17 protein-coding genes, 1 tRNA gene and 1 other annotated feature are annotated in these 22,295 nt (G+C 43.7%); of the genes, 14 read left to right on the top strand and 4 right to left on the bottom strand.

Features of this window, described 5'->3' with window-relative positions; translation table 11 throughout:
* Positions 1-18 precede the first annotated feature (18 nt).
* The 8 genes from MKY63_RS00185 (at position 19) to MKY63_RS00150 (ending at position 9,758) form a co-directional block, all read left to right on the top strand.
* Entirely contained in the window at positions 19-309 is a 291-nt protein-coding gene (locus tag MKY63_RS00185) for a hypothetical protein (protein WP_076140901.1), read from the top strand.
* Between the two features lie 62 nt (positions 310-371).
* Positions 372-1,322 carry a nucleoside hydrolase gene (locus MKY63_RS00180; protein WP_076140902.1) on the top strand — a complete coding sequence of 317 codons (951 nt, stop codon included), beginning with the start codon at positions 372-374 and terminating at the stop codon, positions 1,320-1,322.
* Between the two features lie 156 nt (positions 1,323-1,478).
* Positions 1,479-2,732: a stalk domain-containing protein gene (locus MKY63_RS00175; protein WP_076272902.1), complete on the top strand. Its 1,254-nt coding sequence runs from the start codon at positions 1,479-1,481 to the stop codon at positions 2,730-2,732.
* A gap of 62 nt (positions 2,733-2,794) precedes the next feature.
* Positions 2,795-3,026 (top strand) — a binding site (T-box leader).
* A gap of 62 nt (positions 3,027-3,088) precedes the next feature.
* Positions 3,089-3,895: a class I SAM-dependent methyltransferase gene (locus MKY63_RS00170; RefSeq protein ID WP_076098475.1), complete on the top strand. Its 807-nt coding sequence runs from the start codon at positions 3,089-3,091 to the stop codon at positions 3,893-3,895.
* A 44-nt stretch (positions 3,896-3,939) separates the two neighbouring features.
* Positions 3,940-4,860, top strand: a complete 921-nt coding sequence (locus MKY63_RS00165; protein ID WP_076275025.1) for an AraC family transcriptional regulator — start codon at positions 3,940-3,942, stop codon at positions 4,858-4,860.
* A gap of 547 nt (positions 4,861-5,407) precedes the next feature.
* Entirely contained in the window at positions 5,408-6,361 is a 954-nt protein-coding gene (locus tag MKY63_RS00160) for a radical SAM protein (RefSeq protein ID WP_038569765.1), read from the top strand.
* A 120-nt stretch (positions 6,362-6,481) separates the two neighbouring features.
* Positions 6,482-7,528, top strand: coding sequence for a bile acid:sodium symporter family protein (locus tag MKY63_RS00155; protein ID WP_254924524.1), 1,047 nt, complete (start codon positions 6,482-6,484; stop codon positions 7,526-7,528).
* A 196-nt stretch (positions 7,529-7,724) separates the two neighbouring features.
* On the top strand, positions 7,725-9,758 hold the full coding sequence (locus MKY63_RS00150) for a methyl-accepting chemotaxis protein (protein WP_076098473.1): 2,034 nt from the start codon (positions 7,725-7,727) through the stop codon (positions 9,756-9,758).
* Between the two features lie 168 nt (positions 9,759-9,926).
* On the opposite strand, the gene MKY63_RS00145 is transcribed toward MKY63_RS00150, so the two are convergent.
* Positions 9,927-11,207 carry a histidine--tRNA ligase gene (locus MKY63_RS00145; RefSeq protein ID WP_339811033.1) on the bottom strand — a complete coding sequence of 427 codons (1,281 nt, stop codon included), beginning with the start codon at positions 11,205-11,207 and terminating at the stop codon, positions 9,927-9,929.
* Positions 11,208-11,559: 352 nt separating this feature from the next.
* Here MKY63_RS00145 and MKY63_RS00140 point away from each other — a divergent pair, with 352 nt between their 5' ends.
* From MKY63_RS00140 to MKY63_RS00130, 3 genes are all read left to right on the top strand, one after another.
* Positions 11,560-12,213, top strand: coding sequence for an HD domain-containing protein (locus tag MKY63_RS00140; RefSeq protein ID WP_076275023.1), 654 nt, complete (start codon positions 11,560-11,562; stop codon positions 12,211-12,213).
* 86 nt (positions 12,214-12,299) lie between these two features.
* Positions 12,300-13,745 carry a DEAD/DEAH box helicase gene (locus MKY63_RS00135; RefSeq protein WP_076275022.1) on the top strand — a complete coding sequence of 482 codons (1,446 nt, stop codon included), beginning with the start codon at positions 12,300-12,302 and terminating at the stop codon, positions 13,743-13,745.
* Between the two features lie 182 nt (positions 13,746-13,927).
* On the top strand, positions 13,928-14,386 hold the full coding sequence (locus MKY63_RS00130) for a hypothetical protein (RefSeq protein WP_036679346.1): 459 nt from the start codon (positions 13,928-13,930) through the stop codon (positions 14,384-14,386).
* On the opposite strand, the gene MKY63_RS00125 is transcribed toward MKY63_RS00130, so the two are convergent.
* Positions 14,372-14,902 (bottom strand): hypothetical protein, encoded by a 531-nt coding sequence (locus tag MKY63_RS00125; protein ID WP_339811030.1) that lies wholly within the window; start codon positions 14,900-14,902, stop codon positions 14,372-14,374. The genes MKY63_RS00130 and MKY63_RS00125 overlap by 15 nt on opposite strands.
* 383 nt (positions 14,903-15,285) lie before the next feature.
* Here MKY63_RS00125 and MKY63_RS00120 point away from each other — a divergent pair, with 383 nt between their 5' ends.
* Positions 15,286-17,601: an endo-1,4-beta-xylanase gene (locus MKY63_RS00120; protein WP_339811027.1), complete on the top strand. Its 2,316-nt coding sequence runs from the start codon at positions 15,286-15,288 to the stop codon at positions 17,599-17,601.
* A gap of 339 nt (positions 17,602-17,940) precedes the next feature.
* Here the strand turns inward: MKY63_RS00120 and MKY63_RS00115 are convergent, their stop codons facing one another.
* Positions 17,941-19,656: an ABC transporter ATP-binding protein gene (locus MKY63_RS00115; protein WP_076275020.1), complete on the bottom strand. Its 1,716-nt coding sequence runs from the start codon at positions 19,654-19,656 to the stop codon at positions 17,941-17,943.
* 285 nt (positions 19,657-19,941) lie between these two features.
* Here MKY63_RS00115 and MKY63_RS00110 point away from each other — a divergent pair, with 285 nt between their 5' ends.
* Positions 19,942-21,120, top strand: a complete 1,179-nt coding sequence (locus MKY63_RS00110) for an MFS transporter (RefSeq protein WP_244886503.1) — start codon at positions 19,942-19,944, stop codon at positions 21,118-21,120.
* A 91-nt stretch (positions 21,121-21,211) separates the two neighbouring features.
* Here the strand turns inward: MKY63_RS00110 and MKY63_RS00105 are convergent, their stop codons facing one another.
* Positions 21,212-21,973 carry a methyltransferase domain-containing protein gene (locus tag MKY63_RS00105; RefSeq protein ID WP_038569774.1) on the bottom strand — a complete coding sequence of 254 codons (762 nt, stop codon included), beginning with the start codon at positions 21,971-21,973 and terminating at the stop codon, positions 21,212-21,214.
* Between the two features lie 238 nt (positions 21,974-22,211).
* Here MKY63_RS00105 and MKY63_RS00100 point away from each other — a divergent pair.
* Positions 22,212-22,295: transfer RNA gene (locus MKY63_RS00100), tRNA-Leu, on the top strand.

Raw genomic sequence — 22,295 nt, 5'->3', positions numbered from 1 at the left:
CAAGCAGGAGGACTGCAAATGAAATGGGTAGCCCAGCTTCCGTATTATAAGATACAACGAGAAATTAGGGATGGAGAACAACGAAGTGTTGCTTCCAATCGGCTAATGTATCTATATCAAGATAGAATTGTAACTCGTCATCGGGAATTCCCGCTAAAAGATATTTTCGATATGTCTTATCGTTCAATGGGGGATATGGGCGGCATGTTCTATCTGCACACGAGTAAGGGTGTGTATGCTTATTTGATAGAGTGTGATCCCAAGCGGTTTATTGAAGCCTTTAAAGAACAGGAATTGAATAAAAATTGAGCGACCCTCGTTGGCCGTGATATGATAGTTTTTATGAAAAAACATAATGGGAGAGAACATAAATGAGCAAAACACGAATTATTATTGATGCAGATACAGGTATTGACGATGCACTGGCGATTCTATATGCCTTACGCGCTCCAAACGTAATTGTAGAAGGGATTACAACCGTTTTTGGGAATATTGATGTCGAAAAGGCGGCGGACAATTCACTGCGGCTAATTGAGCTTGCTAAGCCCGGTTATGAGATTCCTGTAGCGATAGGAGCATCCAAGGCACTTGTTCGTGAGCACTCAGGCTACGCCACTCATGTGCATGGTGAGAACGGTATTGGTAATGTGGAAATTGCTCCATCCAGCCAGCGTCCCATTAGCGAAACTGCATCTGAGTTTATTGTTCGGATGGCTAATGAGAATCCCGGAGAGATTGTATTAGTCACACTGGCACATCTAACTAACCTTTCTATGGCGCTTGACATGGACCCTGGTATTAAGAATACTTTGAAAAAAGTAGTGGTGATGGGCGGTACGATCTTCAATCCCGGCAATAGAACACCGGTTGCGGAAGCGAATATTGCTGGGGATCCGGAAGCTGCTGATCATGTATTTACATCTGGGCTTCCTGTTATGATGGTGGGTCTAGACGTTACGCTTAAGACGCGGATTACCCAAGAGCATATCGATTTATTAAACCGTTTTGGACGTGAAGAAAATAAAGCGATCATTTCGTTCATGGAACAATCGCTTACTCATTATTTTAATTTCTATCGTGAAGCGAACTTTTTGATCAACAGCGCACCGCTGCATGATCCACTCGCACTTATGGTTGCGCTGCAACCAGATCTAGTAACCTACAAAGAGATGAATGTTCGTGTGGAGCACAAAGGTGAGTTCACATCGGGAATGGTCGTAGCGGACTTGCGGGCTCAGCCAAAAGTAGGTAAACCCATACAAGTTGCAGTGGATGTAGATGTTGAACGAGCAGTGGGAACCTTTTTGAGCGTGTTTATGTAATTTTGCCGACCTCTTCTAATATGAAAAATAATTTCGAAGCTCATAGATGACAATCTATTAATTTTACAATTGGATAATCTTTGGTAAAATGGTAGAGGACATATAAGAGTTTACAAGATTAGACTTCATATCATAGAAGAGGGAGACTTATCATTCATGAACAAGCGAATCGGTAAATTAGTATTATGTTTGGCTATTTCGCTAGGAGGCACCACGGCTTTAATCCACAATACCACACAGGCAGCCACAGCTGGTGGAGTTAGTATTGTGCTGGATGGTTATCCACTACCCTTTCCAGTAGAACCTGTTGTGATGAGCGGAACAACGATGGTGCCATTCCGAGCTATATCTGAAGCTTTGGGAATTAATGTCGAGTGGAATCAGGCGCAGAAGAAAATTACGGCTACCAAAACAGATACTGCAGGGACCAAAGTGGTAACCCTGACCCTTGGCAGCAAAAATGCAGGTGTTAACGGCGCGGTTGTGAAGTTAGGAGTTGCTCCGCAGACGATCCGGGATACAACGATGATTCCCCTTAGCTTTTTCGGCCAGCAGTTTGGTGCGGGTGTAGCTTGGAATCAAGCCACGAAGACCGTATCTATTACTTCACCGAAGACTGAACTGTACACTCTTGGTTTCTATGCTCTGAGTTCTTATAGTGAGATTTCCTTACTTCCTAATTTTGATGCTGTGGCCTTTGGTTGGAGTGGGATTGATAAAAGCGGGCAATTCACCACAACGGGGACTGATTTCAAATGGCCTCAGGCGGCTGGTGACGTAACGCCAGAATCGATTGTCACGAATGCAGCGGCAGGTGGAACAGCTCCTTATCTGATGGTCTTCTCTGGAGATACCGCATCAGAGTTAACTAAGAACCTGGAAGATAAGCAGCTTCAAGAACAGACGATTACTGGAATCGTAGATCTTGCAACGCAAAAAGGATTCCAAGGCATTACCCTGGATCTGGAGGGCCTAGGTCTAACAGGTGATAAGGCGAAGGTGCAAGCAGATTACAATGCTTTTGTGAAAAACCTATCACAAAAAGCACATGCAGCAGGACTTAAACTTACCGTTATTCTTCATCCATTAAATAGTTCTTATAAAGGATATGATTACAAAACTTTAGGAACACTTGCAGATGATTTGGTCATTATGGCGTACGATTATTTACAAGAGAAAAAAGTTCCAGAGCCGATGAGTTTAGTTGATGAAGGCATCCGGCTTGCGCTTCAGCAAGTGAGTAAGGATAAGCTGATCCTCGGGATCTCTGTGTATAGCGAAAACGAATCTTCAGTGAATTCGAAGGTAGGACTTGCTAAACGTTATGGTCTTAAAGGAATTGCGATCTGGCGTTTAGGTCTGATCGGACAGCCTGTCTGGAACGAAATGGGGAAGTCAGTAGAGCTGTAAGTGGAATTTGTATTGACAGGGAATAATTTCTAAATATATACTAGGTCAAAATACAATACGGAATAAACGTAATGATTGGGAGTATTAAGGAATAACTACTGCCCAGAGAGCTGCCGGTTGGTGCAAGACAGCGGAGTAGGTTCCCCAACTCACCCATGAGCGGTAAGATCGAACCTCAGTAGATCTTAACGGCTAACCCTCCGTAATCGGGTTCTAAGATTCGTTGTTTATTATAAGCAATAAGCAACGATCAAAAAGAGTGGTACCGCGAAGGTTAAACCTATCGCCTCTTTGGAGGCGATAGGTTTTTTCTGTTCTCTACAGAAAAAATACAATTGAAGGTGGGTGTTTTGGTAATGGGCAATATTATTGATTATTACTCCCAATTTGATGAGTGGGGAAGATTGGATAGGGAGCCGCTGGAGTTCATCATTAATCTGCATTATATAAAACATTATTTAACTACCGCACAATCTATACTGGATAATGGTGCTGGGCCCGGTAAGTATGCCATGGAGCTGGCGAAGCTGGGCTATAACGTAACGTTATCGGATCTTACCCCTAAGTTAGTTGAAATAGCTCAGCAGAAGGTTAATGAATTAGGATTAACTGAGCAATTTAAAGGTTTTCATGTGCTGAATGCAACTAGTTTAGAGGGAATATCTGACGAAAGCTTTGATGCTTCTCTGATGTTAGGCCCTTTATATCATTTGCAAGAAGAAGAGGATCGGATTTTAGCAGTTAAGGAATTGTTTCGTGTGACAAAGAAGAATGGCATCGTATTTGTAGCCTTTCAAAGTCGGATGAGAATGACTCTTACATCCTTACAGTTCCCACAACATTGGAAGCCTAATGACAACATGGATTCAATACAAGAGTTTTATGATAGCGGGATTTTTAATCATAAAGATGAAGGTAGGTTTACGGGAGCTTATTACTTCAATATTGAGGATATAAAACCTTTCATGGAGGAGAATGGATTTCGAACCATTGATTTAATTGGTTCTTCTAGCCTCGGAGCATTACTGACAAATGAGCAGAAACAATACTGGACAGACCGGGGTGAGCATGAGGAGCTCTTTGAATTTCTCATTAACGCAGCAAAGGATCCATCCATTTTGGGGATTTCCTCTCATCTGTTGTATATAGGGCGAAGAAAATAAATAAGGAAAAATCATTTTATCATCACGGGATTGAGGTAGGTCTAGTGAACAATGATTACAGGGTGCGTATTCAGACGGTTCTTCATTTTATCGAGGACAACTTAGATCAAGAGATAAATCTAGAAACGCTAGCTGAAGTTTCTAATTTTTCTAAGTATCATTTTTCTAGAGTTTTTTCTGCAATTACAAATAAAACACCAATGACCTATCTGACGGAAAGACGTCTATATCACGCGGTTACCTATCTTGAAACAACCAATAAAACCATGCTAGATATCTCAATTCTATGCGGTTTTAGTTCCATCTCAAGTTTTAATTCATCCTTTAGGAAACTGTTTAAAACAACCCCAAGCGAGATGAGAAGGTCAATGCAAAAACATAGCAATTATCAGTTAATGTCCAGCAATAATCAGGAAGAATTGTCTCCTTCTAAAAATTATGATGTGAGTATCAACATAAATAATTTTTTAAGGAGAGTATGGGAAATGAACATTGAGGTAAAAGAACTTCCAAGTTATCAAGTGGCATACGTAAGGCATGTTGGCAGCTATCTTGAAACGTATAAGGCATGGGGAACACTCAGCAAGTGGGTTGAGAAAAATGATTTACCGTCAACAGAATACTTCATTGGTATTTCTTTAGATGATCCCAGCGTGACTGACGAATACTCTTGTAGATATGATGCCTGCATAACCATTCCAGAAGAGTTTGTTAAAGAGGGTGATTCGAGCGTAGAGTTCAAAACTTTATCTGGTGGTCTTTATGCCTTATATCCGTTTTATGATACGATCGACAAATTGGCTATTGCCTATCAAAGTGTGTACGGTCAATGGCTACCTAATAGTGATTATGAACCGGATGATCGGTATGCGCTCGAATTTTGTATGAATGATCCATATACAGACCCTGAAGGTAAAGCAAAAGTTGATCTTTATATCCCTATAAAAAGTGCCGGTGGACTTTAAAACAAACCCTGCTACTCGATTACGGTTCCATTCTCGATGGACGCAATGGTAGTAAAGCCCATAACCCCAGGTTTTATAGGTTTCACCAGTTTGAAGATAACCTGTAACATATATGCCTGAATGCGTATCGGTTTATCCATCACTCCACGAGGCTTCCGGACTCGGATGACGTTATTTGTATGTTATCAGCTATCAAAACATGATTTCGGACTCCGCTGACGCTATTCATTGCAAAAGGCTCATATTGGGCGTTTTTTCGGTCAATAGGTGCACTGGAGTCCGTTACAGGTTACTATGCGTATCTGAAAGTGATTACGCATGCGCTTCCGACTACGATTATGGTGAAAATTTGAGTGTTGTTCAATGGACTCGTTTATCAAGTGAGATCATAGAAATCTGGAAATAAGCAGCGGCAGATCAGTATTCGTTAATCAAACCGTACACTCGAATGTTATAAAACTCACATTAACCTAAGCTATAAACCTATATAATCTCTAAGGTTGAACTTTTGAACTAAATTCATTATTTTTCAGGAGGACTTTAGAGTATGAGATATAAAGCATTAGAGCTCGACAAACCGCTTACTTATGAGCTGGAAGGGTTAGAAATAGGGGTAACTTCGAACTGTAATTTCCGCTGCGATTATTGCTGTGCATATAATAGAAATGATGGACAAAGCATCAAAGCCAAAGAGGTCATCCGCATTCTGGACGAACTTCCAGGCCTTAAAAGAGTACGTTTATCAGGTGGAGAAGTGACGCTGAAGTTCGATGACTGTGTGGAGATTGTAACCTACTGCGCATCCAGAGGGATTCAGACACAACTGAATTCCAACGGCAGTCTTTTAAATGCTGAACGAATTGGCCAATTGGTTTCCGCAGGATTAACGACCATACATATTTCCTTCAATTTTACTACTGCGGAAGCTTTCTCAAAATATTATAATATTCATCCAAGCATTTATGAGAAAATAAGAGAAAATATTACCCTGTTCGCCGCAACAAGTGTAGATACTGTGCTGGAGACGCTGCTGTTCAGTGAAACCCAGGATAATATGAAGGAGATCAGCGATCATGTCTACGCAATGGGCGTGCGCACACATGAAATTCAGAACAGTATTATCATGGATCATACAGGGTGGAAGTCGATTGCTGCGCGGGAACAATTAAAGAATGCAGTGAGTGAGCTGATCGCACGGAAGAAAGAAGATACGATTCTGTATTTCACCTGCATGGACCGCTTTATGGACGCCCTTGGGTTCGAAGAGCAGCCGGGTGTGTATTTTCCTCACTGTATAGAGGGGAAGAAGCAGCTTCATTTGCATGGAAATGGCGACATTTTGATTTCAGAGCTTTGCCATCCGGTGATTATCGGCAACATTTATCAAGGAACTTCACTAAAAGATTTATACAATAATATGCCAGCGCCATTGGCACAGTTTTTGGATAAGCAACCCTGCCCAGCGCTGGATGCCTTGTTTCCACAAGGCATAGAAGTTTAACACTCTATATAGATTACTTCGAGGGACCAATTTAAGAATTGGTTCCTATTTTTTTATGGTAGACTTATAAAAAACACAGATAAGGGATGTATGAGCCTCATACATAAGGTGTACTGCCAAGTGTTTGCTAATATAAGAAATGGACTCATTAAATCTAATGTTGTTCTAGAAAAGATTATGCCGTTATTAACACCCACGGCCATCGTGGTCGGCGTACTTAACGAAAGCAGACTGCTGCCGTTCACAGGTCTCGTGCCCTGGATTTTCGCTGTAATGACGCTGATCGGTAGCTTGAAGTCCAACCTAAAGGACCTGCTAGGGGTACTTCTGAAACCCCAGAAGCTGATTATTCTAATGGTAATTTTACATATTGTAATGCCGCTGATCGGCTGGCTTGCAGCCATGGCTTTTTTTCCGGGAGATCCATATACAGTGACTGGTTATGTATTGCTGTTCGCGATTCCTACAGGTGTTGTAAGTGTGGTATGGGTGTCGATGTACGGAGGAAATATTGCATTGACATTAGCCCTTATTCTGATTGATACGCTCTTGTCGCCAATTGTTGTCCCGGGTACCTTATATTTGCTGATGGGAGCGAGTGTGGAAATTCAGCTAGGTGATATGATGAAAGGGCTGCTATGGATGGTAGTCATTCCTTCTGTAGTTGGGATGCTGCTGAATCAATGGACAAAAGGGAAAGTCAATACGGTATGTGGACCGCCGCTTGCTCCATTTGTTAAAGTCGGATTATTTGTAGTTGTTTCTATTAATGGGGCCAGCATTGCCCGTTATCTGAAACATCCGGATGGCAAATTAGCGATCATAATTGGAGTGACCTTCATAACCGTTGTGCTTGGCTATGTAATCGGAGCTTTGGTGTCACGCCGTTTCCGCTTTAGTTATGAAGATTCCGTGGCGGTGCAGTTTAATTCGGGTATGCGGAATTTAAGTGCGGGAGCTGTATTAGCAGTGAAATATTTTCCTCCTGCTGTCGCGCTTCCAGTAATTTCGGGGATGTTGTTCCAACAAATACTCGCTGCGATGTCTGGTCTATTTTTACGTAGTAGAACTAAACGACTGTTAAGTGAGGGTGCATTAATGCAAGTGAATACTGCCTCTCAGATAGAACCCTCTGCTTCTTCTAGGACAGATGATAGGTCTTGTTAGCCGGTTTGTGAAGGATATATGACCTAAAAGCTGTGATATTTTATTCATTTACATGAAAATTTTCGACATTTTATGATATATTTCTTATTTTTGCGCGATTTATATTCACTATTCAACTTTGCCACCCGATAGTAATTGTATTATTTACAATTTCATTGTTCGCAAATGAACAAGGAGTCGGAAGGATGAAAAGAATATGAAGATTCGCCTAAAGTTATCACTTGTTATGATAGGTGTGACCCTTTTATGTATTTCTGTAATGGGGATATTTACGTATTTGAAATCAACTCAGGCGATTGTGAATCTTACTGAGAATTCTATGAAGCAGGTCAATACGAACAAAGCTCAGACCATATCAGCCATGATAGCAAAAGAGCAGAGAAGCACAGAGCTTATTGCGAGCCGCTCGGAAATTGTTGATCTACTGCTGCAAGCTGGGAATGGTGGAGTTAGCAAAGGTGATAAGCTTCAGAATGAGGTGAACGCCAGTCTTCAAAGCATTGTGGAGGAAGCAGGGAACCTTGAGCACATTCTTGTCAGTGATATGAAAGGTATTAGTGTGGCTGACAGTGATACTAAGCTTATAGGGACAGATTTTAGTGAAAGAGATTATACGAAAAGAGTAATGGAGACGGCTGAGCCTGTGATCAGTGAAACGCTGAAATCAAAATCTACAGGAGCTTATGTAGTGGCTTTTGTACAGCCCGTAAAGAGTAATGGAAAGATGATTGGATTTATTGCTTCAGCTGTTTCCGCAGATAGTATGATCAAGTATTTGGCGGATACCAAAGTGGTAAACACGACGAGCTCTTACGCTTACTTACTGGATGAGAACGGCAATAAATTATATTATCCGGATAAAACACAAATTGGTCAGCCTATTGAGAATACGCAGATCGCAGCTGTTATGGAGCGTGTGAAATCTGGTGAGAAGGTAGCGGATGGCCTGCTCAATAATACATATAAAGATGTGGAAAAAAAATCAACCTATACAGTTTTACCTGAGACGCACTGGTTGCTTGTATTAACCGCAGACCTCGATGAAATCGTGAAACCTGTCACTGATATGAGAAATTTCAACTTATTTCTTGGTGTGGGAAGTTTGATTATTGCCTTGCTGATTGCTCTTTATTTTGCTAAAAAAATCTCTTCTCCGATTGTTAAACTAACGGACATGATTAATAAAACGGCAGAATTGAATTTGACGCATGACTCAGAGTATGAGTATTTGACTAAAAACAAAGATGAAACAGGGACGATCGCCAAAGCGATGTTCCGCACCCGGGCTACACTTCGTGAGATGGCTGGAAGCTTAATTACGATCTCGTCCAAAGTGCTTGAAAATGCAGAAACGTTGGAGAAGCTGTCTATAGATGTGCGTGAAAATGCCCACGATAATTCAGCGACTACGCAGCAGCTATCGGCAGGTATGGAAGAGACCGCAGCCTCCACAGAGGAAATGACAGCAGCAATTACTGAAATTGATAACAATGTATCCGGGATCACCAATAATGTGAAGGAAGGCGCTGCCGTTTCTAGACAAATTAGTGAGCGGGCGCTGACTCTCCAAGATGAGGCAACAGAATCTACGACGAATGCTAAACAAATTTATGAATCCGTGCGAATCGATATGGAAAAAGCGATTGAGCAGTCGAGCGCGATTGCAGAGATTAATGTACTGACGGATACGATTCTATCCATTGCCAGTCAGACCAATCTGTTGGCCCTGAATGCAGCTATAGAAGCGGCAAGAGCGGGTGAGGCAGGCAAAGGTTTCGCGGTTGTAGCTGGTGAGATTCGGAAGTTGGCTGAGAAGTCGTCTAAGATTGCGGCTGGAATTCAAGGTGTGGTAACAGGTGTATATTCCTCTGTTGAATCCATGAAGGAGAATTCTGAGGCATTACTTTCTTTTATTGATCAGAATGTCCTAGCAGATTATGAACGATTAACTGAGGTAAGTCAGCAATACAACAGTGATGCTGCTACTGTAAATACGCTGTTAAAACAATTCGAGAGCGCAGCCGATCATTTGAGTATGGCCATATCGAGTATTAATATTGCCGTTAATGAGGTAGCTGCTACAGTAAACGAAGGAGCTATAGGGATTCAGGATATCGCGGTGAAAACGGCGGATATCGTGGAAAAAACATTCCTGGAGGTTACTATGGCCGATGAAAATACTCAAAGTGCCAAAGAGCTTCAGGGGTTAGTAGATAAGTTTAAGATCTAAGGGTTTGAAAAGAATTAAGGGAATCCTTATCTCTTTTTCATAAAATATTAAGCTTGCAGGGTTATAGTACATGTATAACCTCCCTTATATATAGACTTTACCCCGCCGGTCGCCGGCGGGGTCTTTTTTTTTTATGCGAATCTTTCAAAAAGAATATCAGGCAGTAGTTTAGCCAGTAATAAGGTAGATGGCTTCATCTAATGGAACTATAACCTCTGTTTGTTCCTTCATATCCTTCAGCCGCACCTTATCCACACTGGATTCACTCTCGCCGATCAGAATAACGTAACGAATTTTTTTGGATGAGGCTGTGGCGAGTTGCTTTTTAAGTTTTCTTTTACCGGATACCAGAGTGGTTCGGATAGAACAGGCACGGAGCTCGGCGGCTGCAATTAAAGCCTGTGGGAGCGTCTCGCCAATCGGAATGACCATAACCTCTGCTGTCTTGTGCTCTTGGATAGGACGTTCTGCAAGGAGCGCCATGATAGACTCCATACCAAAAGATAAGCCAACCGTAGGATATTGAATATCCTCTCTGCCCACTAGCTGTCCGATGATAGCGTCATATCTGCCTCCACCCCCCAAGCTTGAGGTAAAGGAACCGGATGCATCAAAGATCTCGTAGACGGTTCCAGTGTAGAAAGAAAGCCCGCGGGATAAAAAAGGATCGAAACGACAAGTCTGTTGCAGCTGAATGTCTTGGAGCAGCTTTTGCAGGACAAGAACCTCCATCGCTCCCGGTTGTCCGGTAAGACTATATTTTTCGCATAACTGCTCAAAGCTTGGATTGTCCATTTCAATAAGCTCTAGAATAGCAGCGATGGTTGTAGGATCTATTTCCTTGCTGCTCAATTCATTTTTCACGCCGCTGAGGTTGATTTTTTCTAATTTATCCAAGGTTAGCATAACGGACAACTGGTCCTCAGCAGGTACACCAATCGATTCCAGAATCTCACCGAGAAAACGTCTGTTGTTCCATTTTAGGATGATCGGGATATCCAGCTTGCGAAAAGCTTCTGTGGCCAGCTGCATCAATTCAGCTTCCGCCTCAGGTCCTGAAATACCAACGACATCAACATCGCATTGCAGAAATTCACGCAGGCGCCCACGTTTCACGGGACCATCACGGAATACTTTTCCGATCTCATAACGCTTGAAGGGAAACTCTATTCCAGGATTTAAAGCGATCACTTTGGCAAAAGGGATGGTCAGATCATATCGTAAGCTCAGCTTGCGGTTGCCTTGATCGGTTAGTTGGTACATCTCCTTGAGAATTTCATCCCCACCTGCATATTTCGAGGTTAATAAATCCAGTTCATTTAATAATGTGGTGTCCATGGATTCAAAATCATAGAGTTCGAACAAATCCTGCAGCGTATTTTGAATGTTCTTTCTGAGCGCCTGCTCTTTTCCGAAGTAATCATAAGTTCCTTTAATGTTTTGCATCATTAGTAGCTCCTTTGAATTGGCATAGTTTAGAGAATAAAAAAACGCGCAGGACCTCATGGTCCTGCGCGTGATCTATGCCGCAGGGAGGCCAACGCGAGTAGCGTTAGCCTCCCTGAGAATTTCAGGGTTGCTAACGCTGTTTGTGATAATAATGAAGTTGATTCAGCATGATTGTTATGGTGTTCATCAGAATCAATTCCCTTCGACATTTTGATTACTGCCGATTATAGCGGATCATTTGGAGTCGTGCAAGTAAGAATTTGTTATCACGAAGATTTTTAGTAGGCGAATGGACAGGCAATCAGCTATAATAGGGCTTCGATATTTCATAGGCGAGGGGAGCTTGTTGACGATGAATCAACCTTTAATAATAGCCCGGGCGGAAGAATTTGTGAAAGAACAACTGGGACAAGATACTACGGGTCATGACTGGTGGCACACCCATCGGGTCCGCAGCACGGCATGTGAAATTGCTGAGATCGAGCGTGCGGATGTGTTTATCTGTACGATGGCAGCCTTGCTGCATGATGTTGCAGACGAGAAGCTTACTCCGTCAAAAGAAGCAGGTCTGCTTAAAGTCCACACTTGGCTTACGGCAAACCTTACAGAGGAGGAGCAAATTCGTCATATCATGCTGATCGTTGAAACGATGTCCTTTAGTGGTGGTGGAGGAGAACCTATGCAGACTCTGGAAGGTCAAGTGGTGCAGGATGCAGATCGACTAGATGCGCTTGGCGCGATTGGCATTGCCAGAACCTTTATTTTCTCAGGCGCGAAGGGACGTCCGGCTTATGATCCAGAAGTGGCTCCACGCGAGGAGTCGCTGCAGAAGGAATACAGGGATTATAGCAAAGGGACGGCTGTGAATCATTTTTATGAGAAGCTGTTGAAACTAAAATTCTTAATGAATACGGCTTATGGACGCAAGTTAGCGGAAGAACGGCATGATTTCATGTTGAATTTTCTGGACCAGTTCTATAAGGAATGGAATCAAGGACGCCAATAACTGTTATAATGATAAGTATGCACAAGATGGAAGGATCGCGGAGTTTCCGCTTTAACCAGAACAATCGGCATAGAAGAGGTTGAACGATGAGTGAATTGCAATTTAGAGATTATGAGTTAGACGAAGAGATAATTAAAGCACTGGATGTTCTGAAATTTATGACACCTACGGAGGTACAGAGCAAGGTAATTCCTGTGGCTTTGCAGCAAAAGGATCTGATTGTGAAATCGCAAACAGGCAGTGGCAAGACGGGAGCTTATGGTATTCCGCTTTGCGATCTGGTGGATTGGGTGGAGAATAAGCCGCAGGCTTTGATTCTTACGCCAACTCGAGAGCTTGCGATGCAGGTGAAAGAGGATATTACGAACATCGGACGTTTTAAACGGATTAAGGCAGTTGCTCTTTTCGGCAAGCAGCCCTTTGCCCCCCAAAAGATAGAGCTTACGCAAAAAACACATGTTGTCGTAGGTACGCCTGGACGCGTATTTGACCATATTGAAAGAGGCACACTTCCGCTAAATCGAATCAAATATTTGATCATCGATGAAGCTGATGAAATGCTGAGCATGGGCTTTATTGAGCAGATCGAGAAGATCATCAAGCAGCTGCCCAAAGAACGAGTAACCATGTTATTCTCAGCTACCTTACCCGAAGTCATTAAGAATTTGTGCCGAAAATATATGAACGATCCAACGGATATCGAGATTCAGGCAAGTGGAATTACGACGGCTACGATTGAACATGCGTTGATTGAAGTGAGACAAGCTGCCAAATTCTCTTTGCTAAGCAATATCATAACGGTGGAGAATCCGGATAGCTGTATTATTTTTTGCCGTACGCAGGAGCAGGTGAATGCTGTATTCAGAGGACTGGCGGATCTGGAATATCCTTGTGATAAGATCCATGGGGGTATGGAGCAGGATGAGCGCTTTGAGGTCATGAATGCTTTTAAAAGAGGGCAATTCCGCTATTTAATCGCTACCGATGTGGCGGCTAGAGGGATTGATATCGAGAATATCACCCATGTGATTAATTACGATATTCCACTGGAAAAAGAAAGCTACGTGCATCGTACAGGCAGAACCGCGCGTGCAGGCAAGACGGGTAAAGCGATCACTTTTGTCACTCCGAATGAGCAGAAGTGGGTAACTGAAATTGAAAGCTATATTGGCTTCAGCATTCCGCATATGAAAGCTCCTTCGGACGACGCAGTTGCCTACGCAAAGGAAGCGTTCGAGCAGAAGATCAATAAGCAGCCTGTCCGCAAAAAGGACAAAAGCGAGAGCTTAAACAAAGAGATTATGAAGCTATACTTCAACGGCGGCAAGAAAAAGAAGCTAAGAGCCGTGGATTTTGTCGGCACAATAGCAAAGCTTGAAGGTATTTCCGCCGAAGATATCGGGATTATCTCGATTCAGGACAATGTGACCTACGTGGATATTTTGAACGGTAAAGGCGCAATGGTGCTGCAAGCGATGAGAGAGACCACCGTAAAGGGCAAGCAGCTGAAGGTTCATATTGCGAAAAAATAAATCAAGGATGACAGCTTATTGCTAAGCTCCTTGCAAATATGCCGCTACTGATGCGGTTTATAGGAAGAGGGAGTCGTGTTCACTACACGGCTCCTTCTTTAATTTGTTGTTTTATCTCAGCATTTCTATGTTTTCGTTGTGAAATTATAGAAATTAGAATATAACTTGTGAGAGGTGATAGATTGAAAGCTGAATCTAGAAGCACAAGGATGAAAGCAATCCTACAAGTTACCATTGTTATTTTCTTACATTTAATAATTATCTACCTTTTGGGAATGAAAACGGGGAAGTTGGAAGTAGAAGTAGTAAAACAAATGTTTATAATGTATGCAGCGCCAATAATTCTTCTGAATGTGTCTTGCAAGATAGCTTTAAAGACGCAAAAGCTTAGGTACAACATTTCTTGGTTAGTTATTAGTATTGTTCCTAGCACGAGAATTCTATTTTATTTAAAAGAATTACAAGGAAAAGAGTCTAGAGGTTCAGGGGTTGTTGATTTAAGGTTTTTTGATATGAAGCCTGACTTTGATCAGATAAGTCTTATCTATTTTTTCCCTATAATATATTTAGGTATTCAACTAGTTTTGATTTTTTTACTATTGATCATGATAGTAACGAAAGAAAAATCAATAGCTGACTAGCATAATTTTCTTGTACATACTAGGAATGCCGAAATGAACGGTATAACTCCCGTACAATGTGCTGATCCAGCTGGAAGTGGCGAAATGAACGGTAGAAATCCCGTACAATGTGCTGATCCAGCTGGAAGTGGCGAAATGAACGGTAGAAATCCCGTACAAAGTGCTGATCCAGCTGAAAGTGGCGAAATGTACGGTAGAACTCCCGTATAATGTGCTGATCCAGCTGGAAGTGGCGAAATGAACGGTAGAAATCCCGTACAATGTGATGATCCAGCTGGAAGTGGCGAAATGAACGGTAGAAATCCCGTACAATGTGATGATCCAGCTGAAAGTGGCGAAATGTACGGTAGAAATCCCGTACAAAGTGCTGATCCAGCTGAAAGTGGCGAAATGTACGGTAGAACTCCCGTATAATGTGCTGATCCAGCTGGAAGTGGCGAAATGAACGGTAGAAATCCCGTACAATGTGATGATCCAGCTGAAAGTGGCGAAATGTACGGTATAACTCCCGTACAATGCGCTGATTCAGCTGGAAGTGGCGAAATGAACGGTAAAACTCCCGTACATTCAGCCAGCATGTTATGTAACCCAAGAGACAACACCATAATGGTGTCGTCTTTTGGGTTTTTTCGGCGTTAAATGGATCTGATAACGCAGATCCGTTCAGCTTAAGTAAAATAAGATCGAAAATAATTAATTTTAGTTCCATAAATGGAAACAAATGTGATATTATGGCGATATAGAGCCCATACTTCACGGATGACCTGCCTAGCTTGGTTCCTCCTGAGGATAGGCTCTGATTTTTTTATGAGGAAGGTGGTGTGGCCCGAGCGGTATCGGGGACAGGAAGAAACGAAGCAATAAGGTTCGAACCTAATTCAGAAGGGAGAATCGAAGCGATGAAAAAAGGAACTTTTTTGAAAGCGCTTAATTTTGTTTTGGTTTTATGTTTGCTTGTACCTGTGTATTGGGCTGCACCCGCACATGCGGAGAACACGCTTATTCAGCAAAGCGATTTTGAAGATGGTACTGTTCAGGGCTGGAGTGGACGTGGGGAAGTTGAGGTGCTTACGGCCAAAACAGATGCGGCACGCAGCGGCACATATGGCCTGGAGGTAAGCGGCCGAACAAAAACGTGGCATGGACCTTCACTGGATGTGACTAGCCAGCTGGAAGTGGGACAAACTTATGTGTTTATTGGATGGGTGAAGCTGCCTGCCGGATCATCTAACGCGAATATCTATATGTCATTGCAGCGGACATTACCTTCTACCATTCATTATGATAATTTGACCTTTGGTGCAGTGACAGCGAACGGTTGGGTGAAGCTTCAGGCGCAGTACAAGCTATTGGAGCCGGCAGATCAACTTTCTATTTATTTTGAAGTGCCGGGTAGCGCGACAACTTCTTTTTATTTGGATGATTTTCGATTGGAAATGCTACCGGATCTCGGTCCAATTGTCATCGAGGATGCGATTCCTTCGCTGAAGGATGTGTTTGCAAACAAATTTCTGATCGGCTCGGCTTTTACGAATAGTGAGCTGCTGACAGCTCCGGATCGGCAATTGTTATCCAAGCATTTTGATAGTGTAACGCCAGGAAATGTTCTGAAATGGGACAGCACGGAGCCGCAGGAAGGTGTGTTTAATTTCGTTGACGCTGACACGGCAGTAGCTTTTGCTACCGCAAATGGGCAGCAGGTACGTGGACATACCCTGGTCTGGCATTCGCAGACACCGGATTGGGTGTTCCGTGACGCCAGTGGTAATTTGGTCTCCAAAACGGTGTTATATGAGCGGATGAAGAGTCATATTAAGACCGTTATGGAACGTTATAAAGGTGAAATCTATGCTTGGGATGTCGTCAACGAAGTGATTGACACTTCGCAATCTGATGGCATGCGCCGCAGCCTGTGGTACCAGATCGCGGGTGAAGAGTATATTGAGAAGGCGTTCCAGTTCGCTCATGAAGCTGATCCTAACGCAAAACTGTTCATCAATGACTACAATACGCATGAGCCAGCCAAAAGCCAAGCACTATACAATCTGATTGTACGACTTCAGGCTAAAGGGGTTCCTATTGACGGAGTAGGGCATCAAACGCACATCAGCTTGTATTATCCTTCGCTCTCTGAAATCGAAAATTCGATTATCAAGTTCAAGGCTTTAGGGCTGGAAACTCATATTACTGAGCTGGATATTAGTGTGTATTCTGATAATTCTCAAGCCTATGAGACCTTCCCTGATCATTTGAAGCAGCGCCAAGCGGCTTTATACAAATCATTATTTGAGATCTTCATGAGGCACACGGATACGGTCACGAATGTCACTCTCTGGGGGAAGGATGACAGTAATACTTGGCTGCGCACTTATCCGGTAGCCCGCAACAATTGGCCTTTATTATTTGATGAGCGCCTTCAATCTAAGCCGGCCTACTGGTCCGTATTGGAGACAGTGGCAGCTCCCGTAGTTCCAGCTGCTCCTGCTAACTTGAATGCAGCTGCAGGCAATGGGCTCGTGAATCTTAGCTGGAGCACCTCGGCGGGCGCAACTTCCTATACGGTGAAACGGTCACTTACGAGTGGTGGCCCTTATACCACTCTGACTACGGCTACCGGGACGAGCTATAGCGATGCGGCCGTTAGCAACGGAACGACTTATTATTATGTTGTGAATGCTGTCAATAGTGCGGGTACGAGCAGCAATTCTGTACAAGCGATGGCTACACCGCAAGGCTCGGGGCCTGTCGAACCGGTCACCGGGCTTGCAGTGGCGTATCGGACAGCGGATACTAACCCAAATGACAACCAGACGAAGCCCTATTTTAATATTAAAAATAACGGCACAACTGCAGTCGATCTTAGCGAGCTGAGCATCCGTTACTGGTATACGATCGATGGAGACAAGCCGCAATCCTTTTTCTGCGATTATGCCCAGATCGGCAACAGCAAGGTAGCAGGCAGCTTTGTAAAGCTGGACACGCCTCGAACGGGAGCAGATTACTATTTGGAAGTACAATTCAACGCAGGTGCGGGCATGCTTGCAGCTGGAGGTGCTTCCGGGGATATTCAGACCCGGATACACAAGACAGATTGGAGCAATTTTAACGAGGCCAATGATTATTCGTTTAATTCACTTCAGACCGCTTATGCGGATTGGAACAAGGTGACCCTTTATCGGAACGGAGTGCTGGTATGGGGAACAGAGCCGCAATAGCGAAAGTAGGGGAACTGAGCTTTAATTGTGCTGTTTTTAAATTTTAGGGAAAACCTCTCTGAAAATAGCTGATTTATGCTGGTTACTTAGCTTATCAGGGAAATCCTCCCTAAATATCGCCTGAATTCCACTATTATGAGCAAATTGGGGTGAATCTGCGGGAGGTTTTCCCTGATTGCAAGGATTAGAGCAATAAACCAAAGAAAATCAGGGAGGAATTCCTTAATCAAGCATCACGTTTGCTGCAAATAGAGGAGTTACGCGAAAAAGCAAGCCTAGTCGCCAAAAACATGGTGACTAGGCTTGCTTCATTTTTGCTCAGCTGTGGCAAATTACTTTTTAAAAGTTATATTGCGCCTGATGCAGACGGCTGTAAATTCCACCAGCATGGACTAATTCTTCATGTCTGCCTTGTTCAGCGATTCCTTCTTCATTCACGACCATAATCCGGTCGGCATTTTTGATCGTCGTCAAACGGTGAGCGATGACGAGTGTGGTTCTGCCTACGGACAGATCAGCCAGGGATTGCTGAATCGCGGCTTCGGTCTCTGTGTCCAGCGCGGAAGTAGCTTCATCCAGAATCAGAATCGGCGGATTCTTGAGGAACATGCGAGCGATAGCCAGGCGCTGCTTTTGTCCACCGGACAGCTTCACACCGCGCTCCCCGATGACTGTCTCCATTCCATCTGGCAGATTCTGAATGAGCTCCTCCAGATGAGCACGTCGCGCAGCTTCCCAGATTTCAGGCAGCTTTGCATCCAGTTTCCCATAGGCGATATTCTCGCGAATTGTCCCGGAGAACAGGAAAACATCCTGCTGCACGATCCCGATTTGTTTGCGCAGCGATTCCAGCTTCATGTCACGGATATCGATGCCATCAATCGTGATGGCCCCGGCTGTGACATCATAGAAGCGCGGAAGCAGGCTGCAGATTGTTGTTTTACCTGCGCCGGACGGTCCAACAAAGGCAATGGTTTCGCCAGCCCTTACGTTAAGGCTTATATTTTGCAGAACCGGACGATTCTCTTCGTATCCAAAAGATACATCCTGGAATGTAATATCACCGCGCAAAGCGTTGATCTCCACGGCATCCGGTTTGTCACTGATGTCAGGTTCCGTGTCAATGATCTCCAGATAACGTCTGAAGCCGGCAATTCCTTTAGGATAACTTTCGATCACTGCATTGATTTTCTCGATAGGTCGGAAGAAGATATTCGACAACAAGATAAACGCCACAAATTCACCGATTTGCAGCTCGCCATTGATGAAGAACCATGCGCCGCAGATCATCACCAGGATGGTAATGAGGCGGGTCATCATATAGCTGACGGACAAGCTTCTAGCCATGATTTTATAAGCCAGAAGTTTTGTTTTGCGGAACATTTGATTATCTACTGCGAATAGTTCTTGTTCATGCTGCTCATTGGCAAAAGATTGCACGACCCGAATCCCACCGACATTGTCTTCGATACGGGCATTGAAACTGCCTACATTTCCAAATAGCTGACGATAAGTGGAAGTCATATTGCGCCCGAAGTAGATGATTACCCAAGCCATAATTGGAACGATAATAAAAGTAATGATCGCCAGCTTCAGATTAATATCAGCCATTAGGAGAAAGGCTCCGACAAGGGTCATGATTGCAATAAATACATCCTCAGGACCGTGATGCGCAACTTCGCCGATATCATTTAAGTCATTGGTGATTCGTCCGATTAGATGGCCTGTTTTATTATTATCAAAGAATCGGAACGAGAGTTTCTGAATATGGTCAAACATTTTTTTGCGCATATCAGTTTCGATATTTATGCCCAGCATGTGACCCCAGTAAGTGACAATATACTGCATCACTGTATTTAAGGCGTAAATCGCCAGCAGCGCAACACAAGCGATAAGAATAAGCGGCCAATCTTGACCAGGAAGTAAATCATCAATAAATTTATTGACGGCTACCGGAAAAGCCAGTTCTAGCAGTCCCGCAAAAACAGCGCAGGAGAAATCCAATATAAATAGTTTTCTATACGGACGATAGTAGGAAAAAAACCTTCGAAGCATTCTGTTCACTCTTTTCTGTGGTTTAAATATGAGTCCAATTGAAATTAATTCTCAACTACCCGATGATATGGATACTAAAGATGGCCAGCGGTTTTGTCAATAATTCGGGTATAAAATTACTTAAGGGTTGTAACTTCTAATAGAATAGTAGATGATGGTTCATAGTGTTTAAATATTTCAGATCCTTGACAAGCTTTCTGCTTGGCGGGGTTATTTGTTTGTAATTTAGGAGGATACACGATGAAAGCATCACAACGCGAAGGACAGATTCAGAATAATAGCTTAATGGATAGCAAATATGATCGCTGGCTGCTTGTGCTGGGAATTATTTTTATCGCTGCAGCGCTGCGGGCTCCATTTACTTCTGTGGGTCCATTAATACAATTGATTCAGGATGACCTCGGCTTATCCAATACTTTAGCGGGAGCTATTACTACTTTACCATTATTAGCTTTTGCCATCTTGTCCCCGTTTGCTCCAAAGCTGGCCCGCCGTTTTGGTTTGGCTAATGTGTTATTAGTTGCCATGGTCATGCTGGCTATGGGAATTCTAATTCGCTCGGGATCTGGAGCAGGTCTGTTGTTCACAGGTACTGCTATACTTGGATTATCTATTGCCGTGTGTAATGTACTGCTTCCAGGTCTTATTAAGGGGAAGTTTCCTCACAAAATCGGGCTAATGACAGGTATCTACACGGTTTCTATGAATTTATGCGCAGCTATTGCCTCAGGAATTAGTGTACCGTTGGCAACGAATGCTGGATTCGGTTGGAGAGGGACCTTGGCCATCTGGTTTATGATCGCAGCTCTAGCAACAGTGTTCTGGATTCCGCAAATGCGTAAGCTTAATCAAGGAACCGGCTCTAAGAGTGCAGCCTCAAGCAAAAATATGTGGCGTTCATCTCTTGCTTGGAAAGTCACGATCTTTATGGGCTTACAGTCACTGCTTTATTACGTCTTTATTGCCTGGTTTTCGGTTCTCCTCGGTGAACGGGGAATGTCGTCGAGTAATGCGGGTTGGTTTCTCTCGCTCATGCAATTGGCACAACTACCCTTTACTTTCTTCGTACCGCTGTGGGCAGGCCGGATGAAAAACCAACGTATTCTAGTTATAATCACTGCTGTTCTTTATTTCATCGCATTAGGTGGCATCTGGCAAGGCAGCGGCGCTTTAATGGCTGTATGGGCGATATGCTTTGGTATTGCCGGGGGATTTGCCTTCGGTCTTGCGATGATGTTCTTCAGTCTAAGAACAAGAAGCACGCAAGAAGCGGCGGAGCTGTCAGGAATGGCCCAATCTGTGGGTTATGTACTGGCAGCAATGGGACCGGCATTATTCGGCTGGCTGCATGATGTAACGAACAGCTGGACGGTGCCATTGATTTTACTGCTGGGTGCAAGTGTGCTGTTGATGGTTGTCGGACTTGGTGCTGGCAGTGATCGGTACGTTGGAGATAGAAAATAGGATCCCGTGTAAAAAGAGTGTACTAACGCGTACTAAGCGCCAGTGCACTCTTTTTTTGATTATTGAACATGGGCAGTAATTCTCATCTATATTAGCTTCGTTTGTAAGCAACAACCCGGATTCTGCGATAGTCCATTACCCAGCGGCCGTCCTGATATAGCGTGGGTTTCAGTTTCTGTTCCATAGAAGAGAGAACTTCTGCGCGTTCAATGGGTGTGAGCACACTTAAGATTCCATCGGCAAAAGTATTCAACCACCGCTGAAATCCTTGCTCCAAGCCTTCCAGTGGTGTTGGCCGGTCAAAACAAAGAGCGAGGTCCACGGTCAGTCCGTGCTTCTCTAGTAGAGTTGCGTACTCGCCAATGCTGGGGAAGTACCAGGGCAAATGCAGCTTATGACTACAGCCAATGGCTGCAAAAGCTTGTGGAAGTGTAGCGACGATGGAAGCAATATTGCCCAGTCCACCGAACTCGGCCACGAAACGGCCGCCTACCCGCAAGCTGGCAACGATGGACGCCGCCGCTCCGTTTGCGTCTGTTAGCCAGTGAAGGGCAGCGTTGCTGAACACAGCATCGACTGGCTGTTCCGCGACATAAGTTTGCCCATCAGCTAAGACAAAGCTTAGATGGGGATGTTTGTCACGGGCTGTCTGAATCATTTCGGCAGAGGCATCAATACCTGTCACAGTGGCGCCTCTAGCAGCAATGGCTGCCGCCAAATCTCCGGTTCCACAGCCCCAATCGATAATCTGTTCGCCAGGCTGTGGGCGAAGCAGCTTAATCAAAGACTCTCCAAACTGAGACACAAAGGCCATATCAGTATCATAGGTTTGGGTATTCCACTGCTGGTTCATAAGTATTCATCCTTTCTATTGATAGATTATTCAGACATCTCCGTCATAACGCCATACTTTATCTATGTTGTACCATATGAGATCTTATAATAGAAATATATAAACTGAATAATATTGATTGGTTGTGCCTATGAGGTCTATATATAGCCCAATTCAATAATACAAAAACCTTGCGTTTTATATGCAAAGGGAGTATAGTATTATGTACAGGCGGTTTTGGTCGCCAGTTACATAATACGCGGTCATGGCGGAATTGGCAGACGCGCTGGCTTCAGGTGCCAGTGGTAGCAATATCGTGGAGGTTCGAGTCCTCTTGACCGCA

Origin of the sequence: Paenibacillus sp. FSL R7-0189 (genome assembly GCF_037969925.1) — a bacterium.
Lineage (GTDB): Bacteria > Bacillota > Bacilli > Paenibacillales > Paenibacillaceae > Paenibacillus_AQ > Paenibacillus_AQ odorifer.
Note: the sequence above shows the minus strand (reverse complement) of the source record. Positions and strands in the feature narration are given on the sequence as shown.

Bases quoted from the DNA above. Each gene is read 5' to 3' on its own strand.
- MKY63_RS00105 (WP_038569774.1), bottom strand. From the start codon at position 21,973: ATGAACCAGCAGTGGAATACCCAAACCTATGATACTGATATGGCCTTT.
- MKY63_RS00145 (WP_339811033.1), bottom strand. From the start codon at position 11,207: ATGATGCAAAACATTAAAGGAACTTATGATTACTTCGGAAAAGAGCAG.
- MKY63_RS00120 (WP_339811027.1), top strand. From the start codon at position 15,286: ATGAAAAAAGGAACTTTTTTGAAAGCGCTTAATTTTGTTTTGGTTTTA.
- MKY63_RS00185 (WP_076140901.1), top strand. From the start codon at position 19: ATGAAATGGGTAGCCCAGCTTCCGTATTATAAGATACAACGAGAAATT.
- MKY63_RS00175 (WP_076272902.1), top strand. From the start codon at position 1,479: ATGAACAAGCGAATCGGTAAATTAGTATTATGTTTGGCTATTTCGCTA.
- MKY63_RS00140 (WP_076275023.1), top strand. From the start codon at position 11,560: ATGAATCAACCTTTAATAATAGCCCGGGCGGAAGAATTTGTGAAAGAA.
- MKY63_RS00160 (WP_038569765.1), top strand. From the start codon at position 5,408: ATGAGATATAAAGCATTAGAGCTCGACAAACCGCTTACTTATGAGCTG.
- MKY63_RS00180 (WP_076140902.1), top strand. From the start codon at position 372: ATGAGCAAAACACGAATTATTATTGATGCAGATACAGGTATTGACGAT.
- MKY63_RS00115 (WP_076275020.1), bottom strand. From the start codon at position 19,656: ATGCTTCGAAGGTTTTTTTCCTACTATCGTCCGTATAGAAAACTATTT.
- MKY63_RS00170 (WP_076098475.1), top strand. From the start codon at position 3,089: ATGGGCAATATTATTGATTATTACTCCCAATTTGATGAGTGGGGAAGA.
- MKY63_RS00135 (WP_076275022.1), top strand. From the start codon at position 12,300: ATGAGTGAATTGCAATTTAGAGATTATGAGTTAGACGAAGAGATAATT.
- MKY63_RS00150 (WP_076098473.1), top strand. From the start codon at position 7,725: ATGAAGATTCGCCTAAAGTTATCACTTGTTATGATAGGTGTGACCCTT.
- MKY63_RS00110 (WP_244886503.1), top strand. From the start codon at position 19,942: ATGGATAGCAAATATGATCGCTGGCTGCTTGTGCTGGGAATTATTTTT.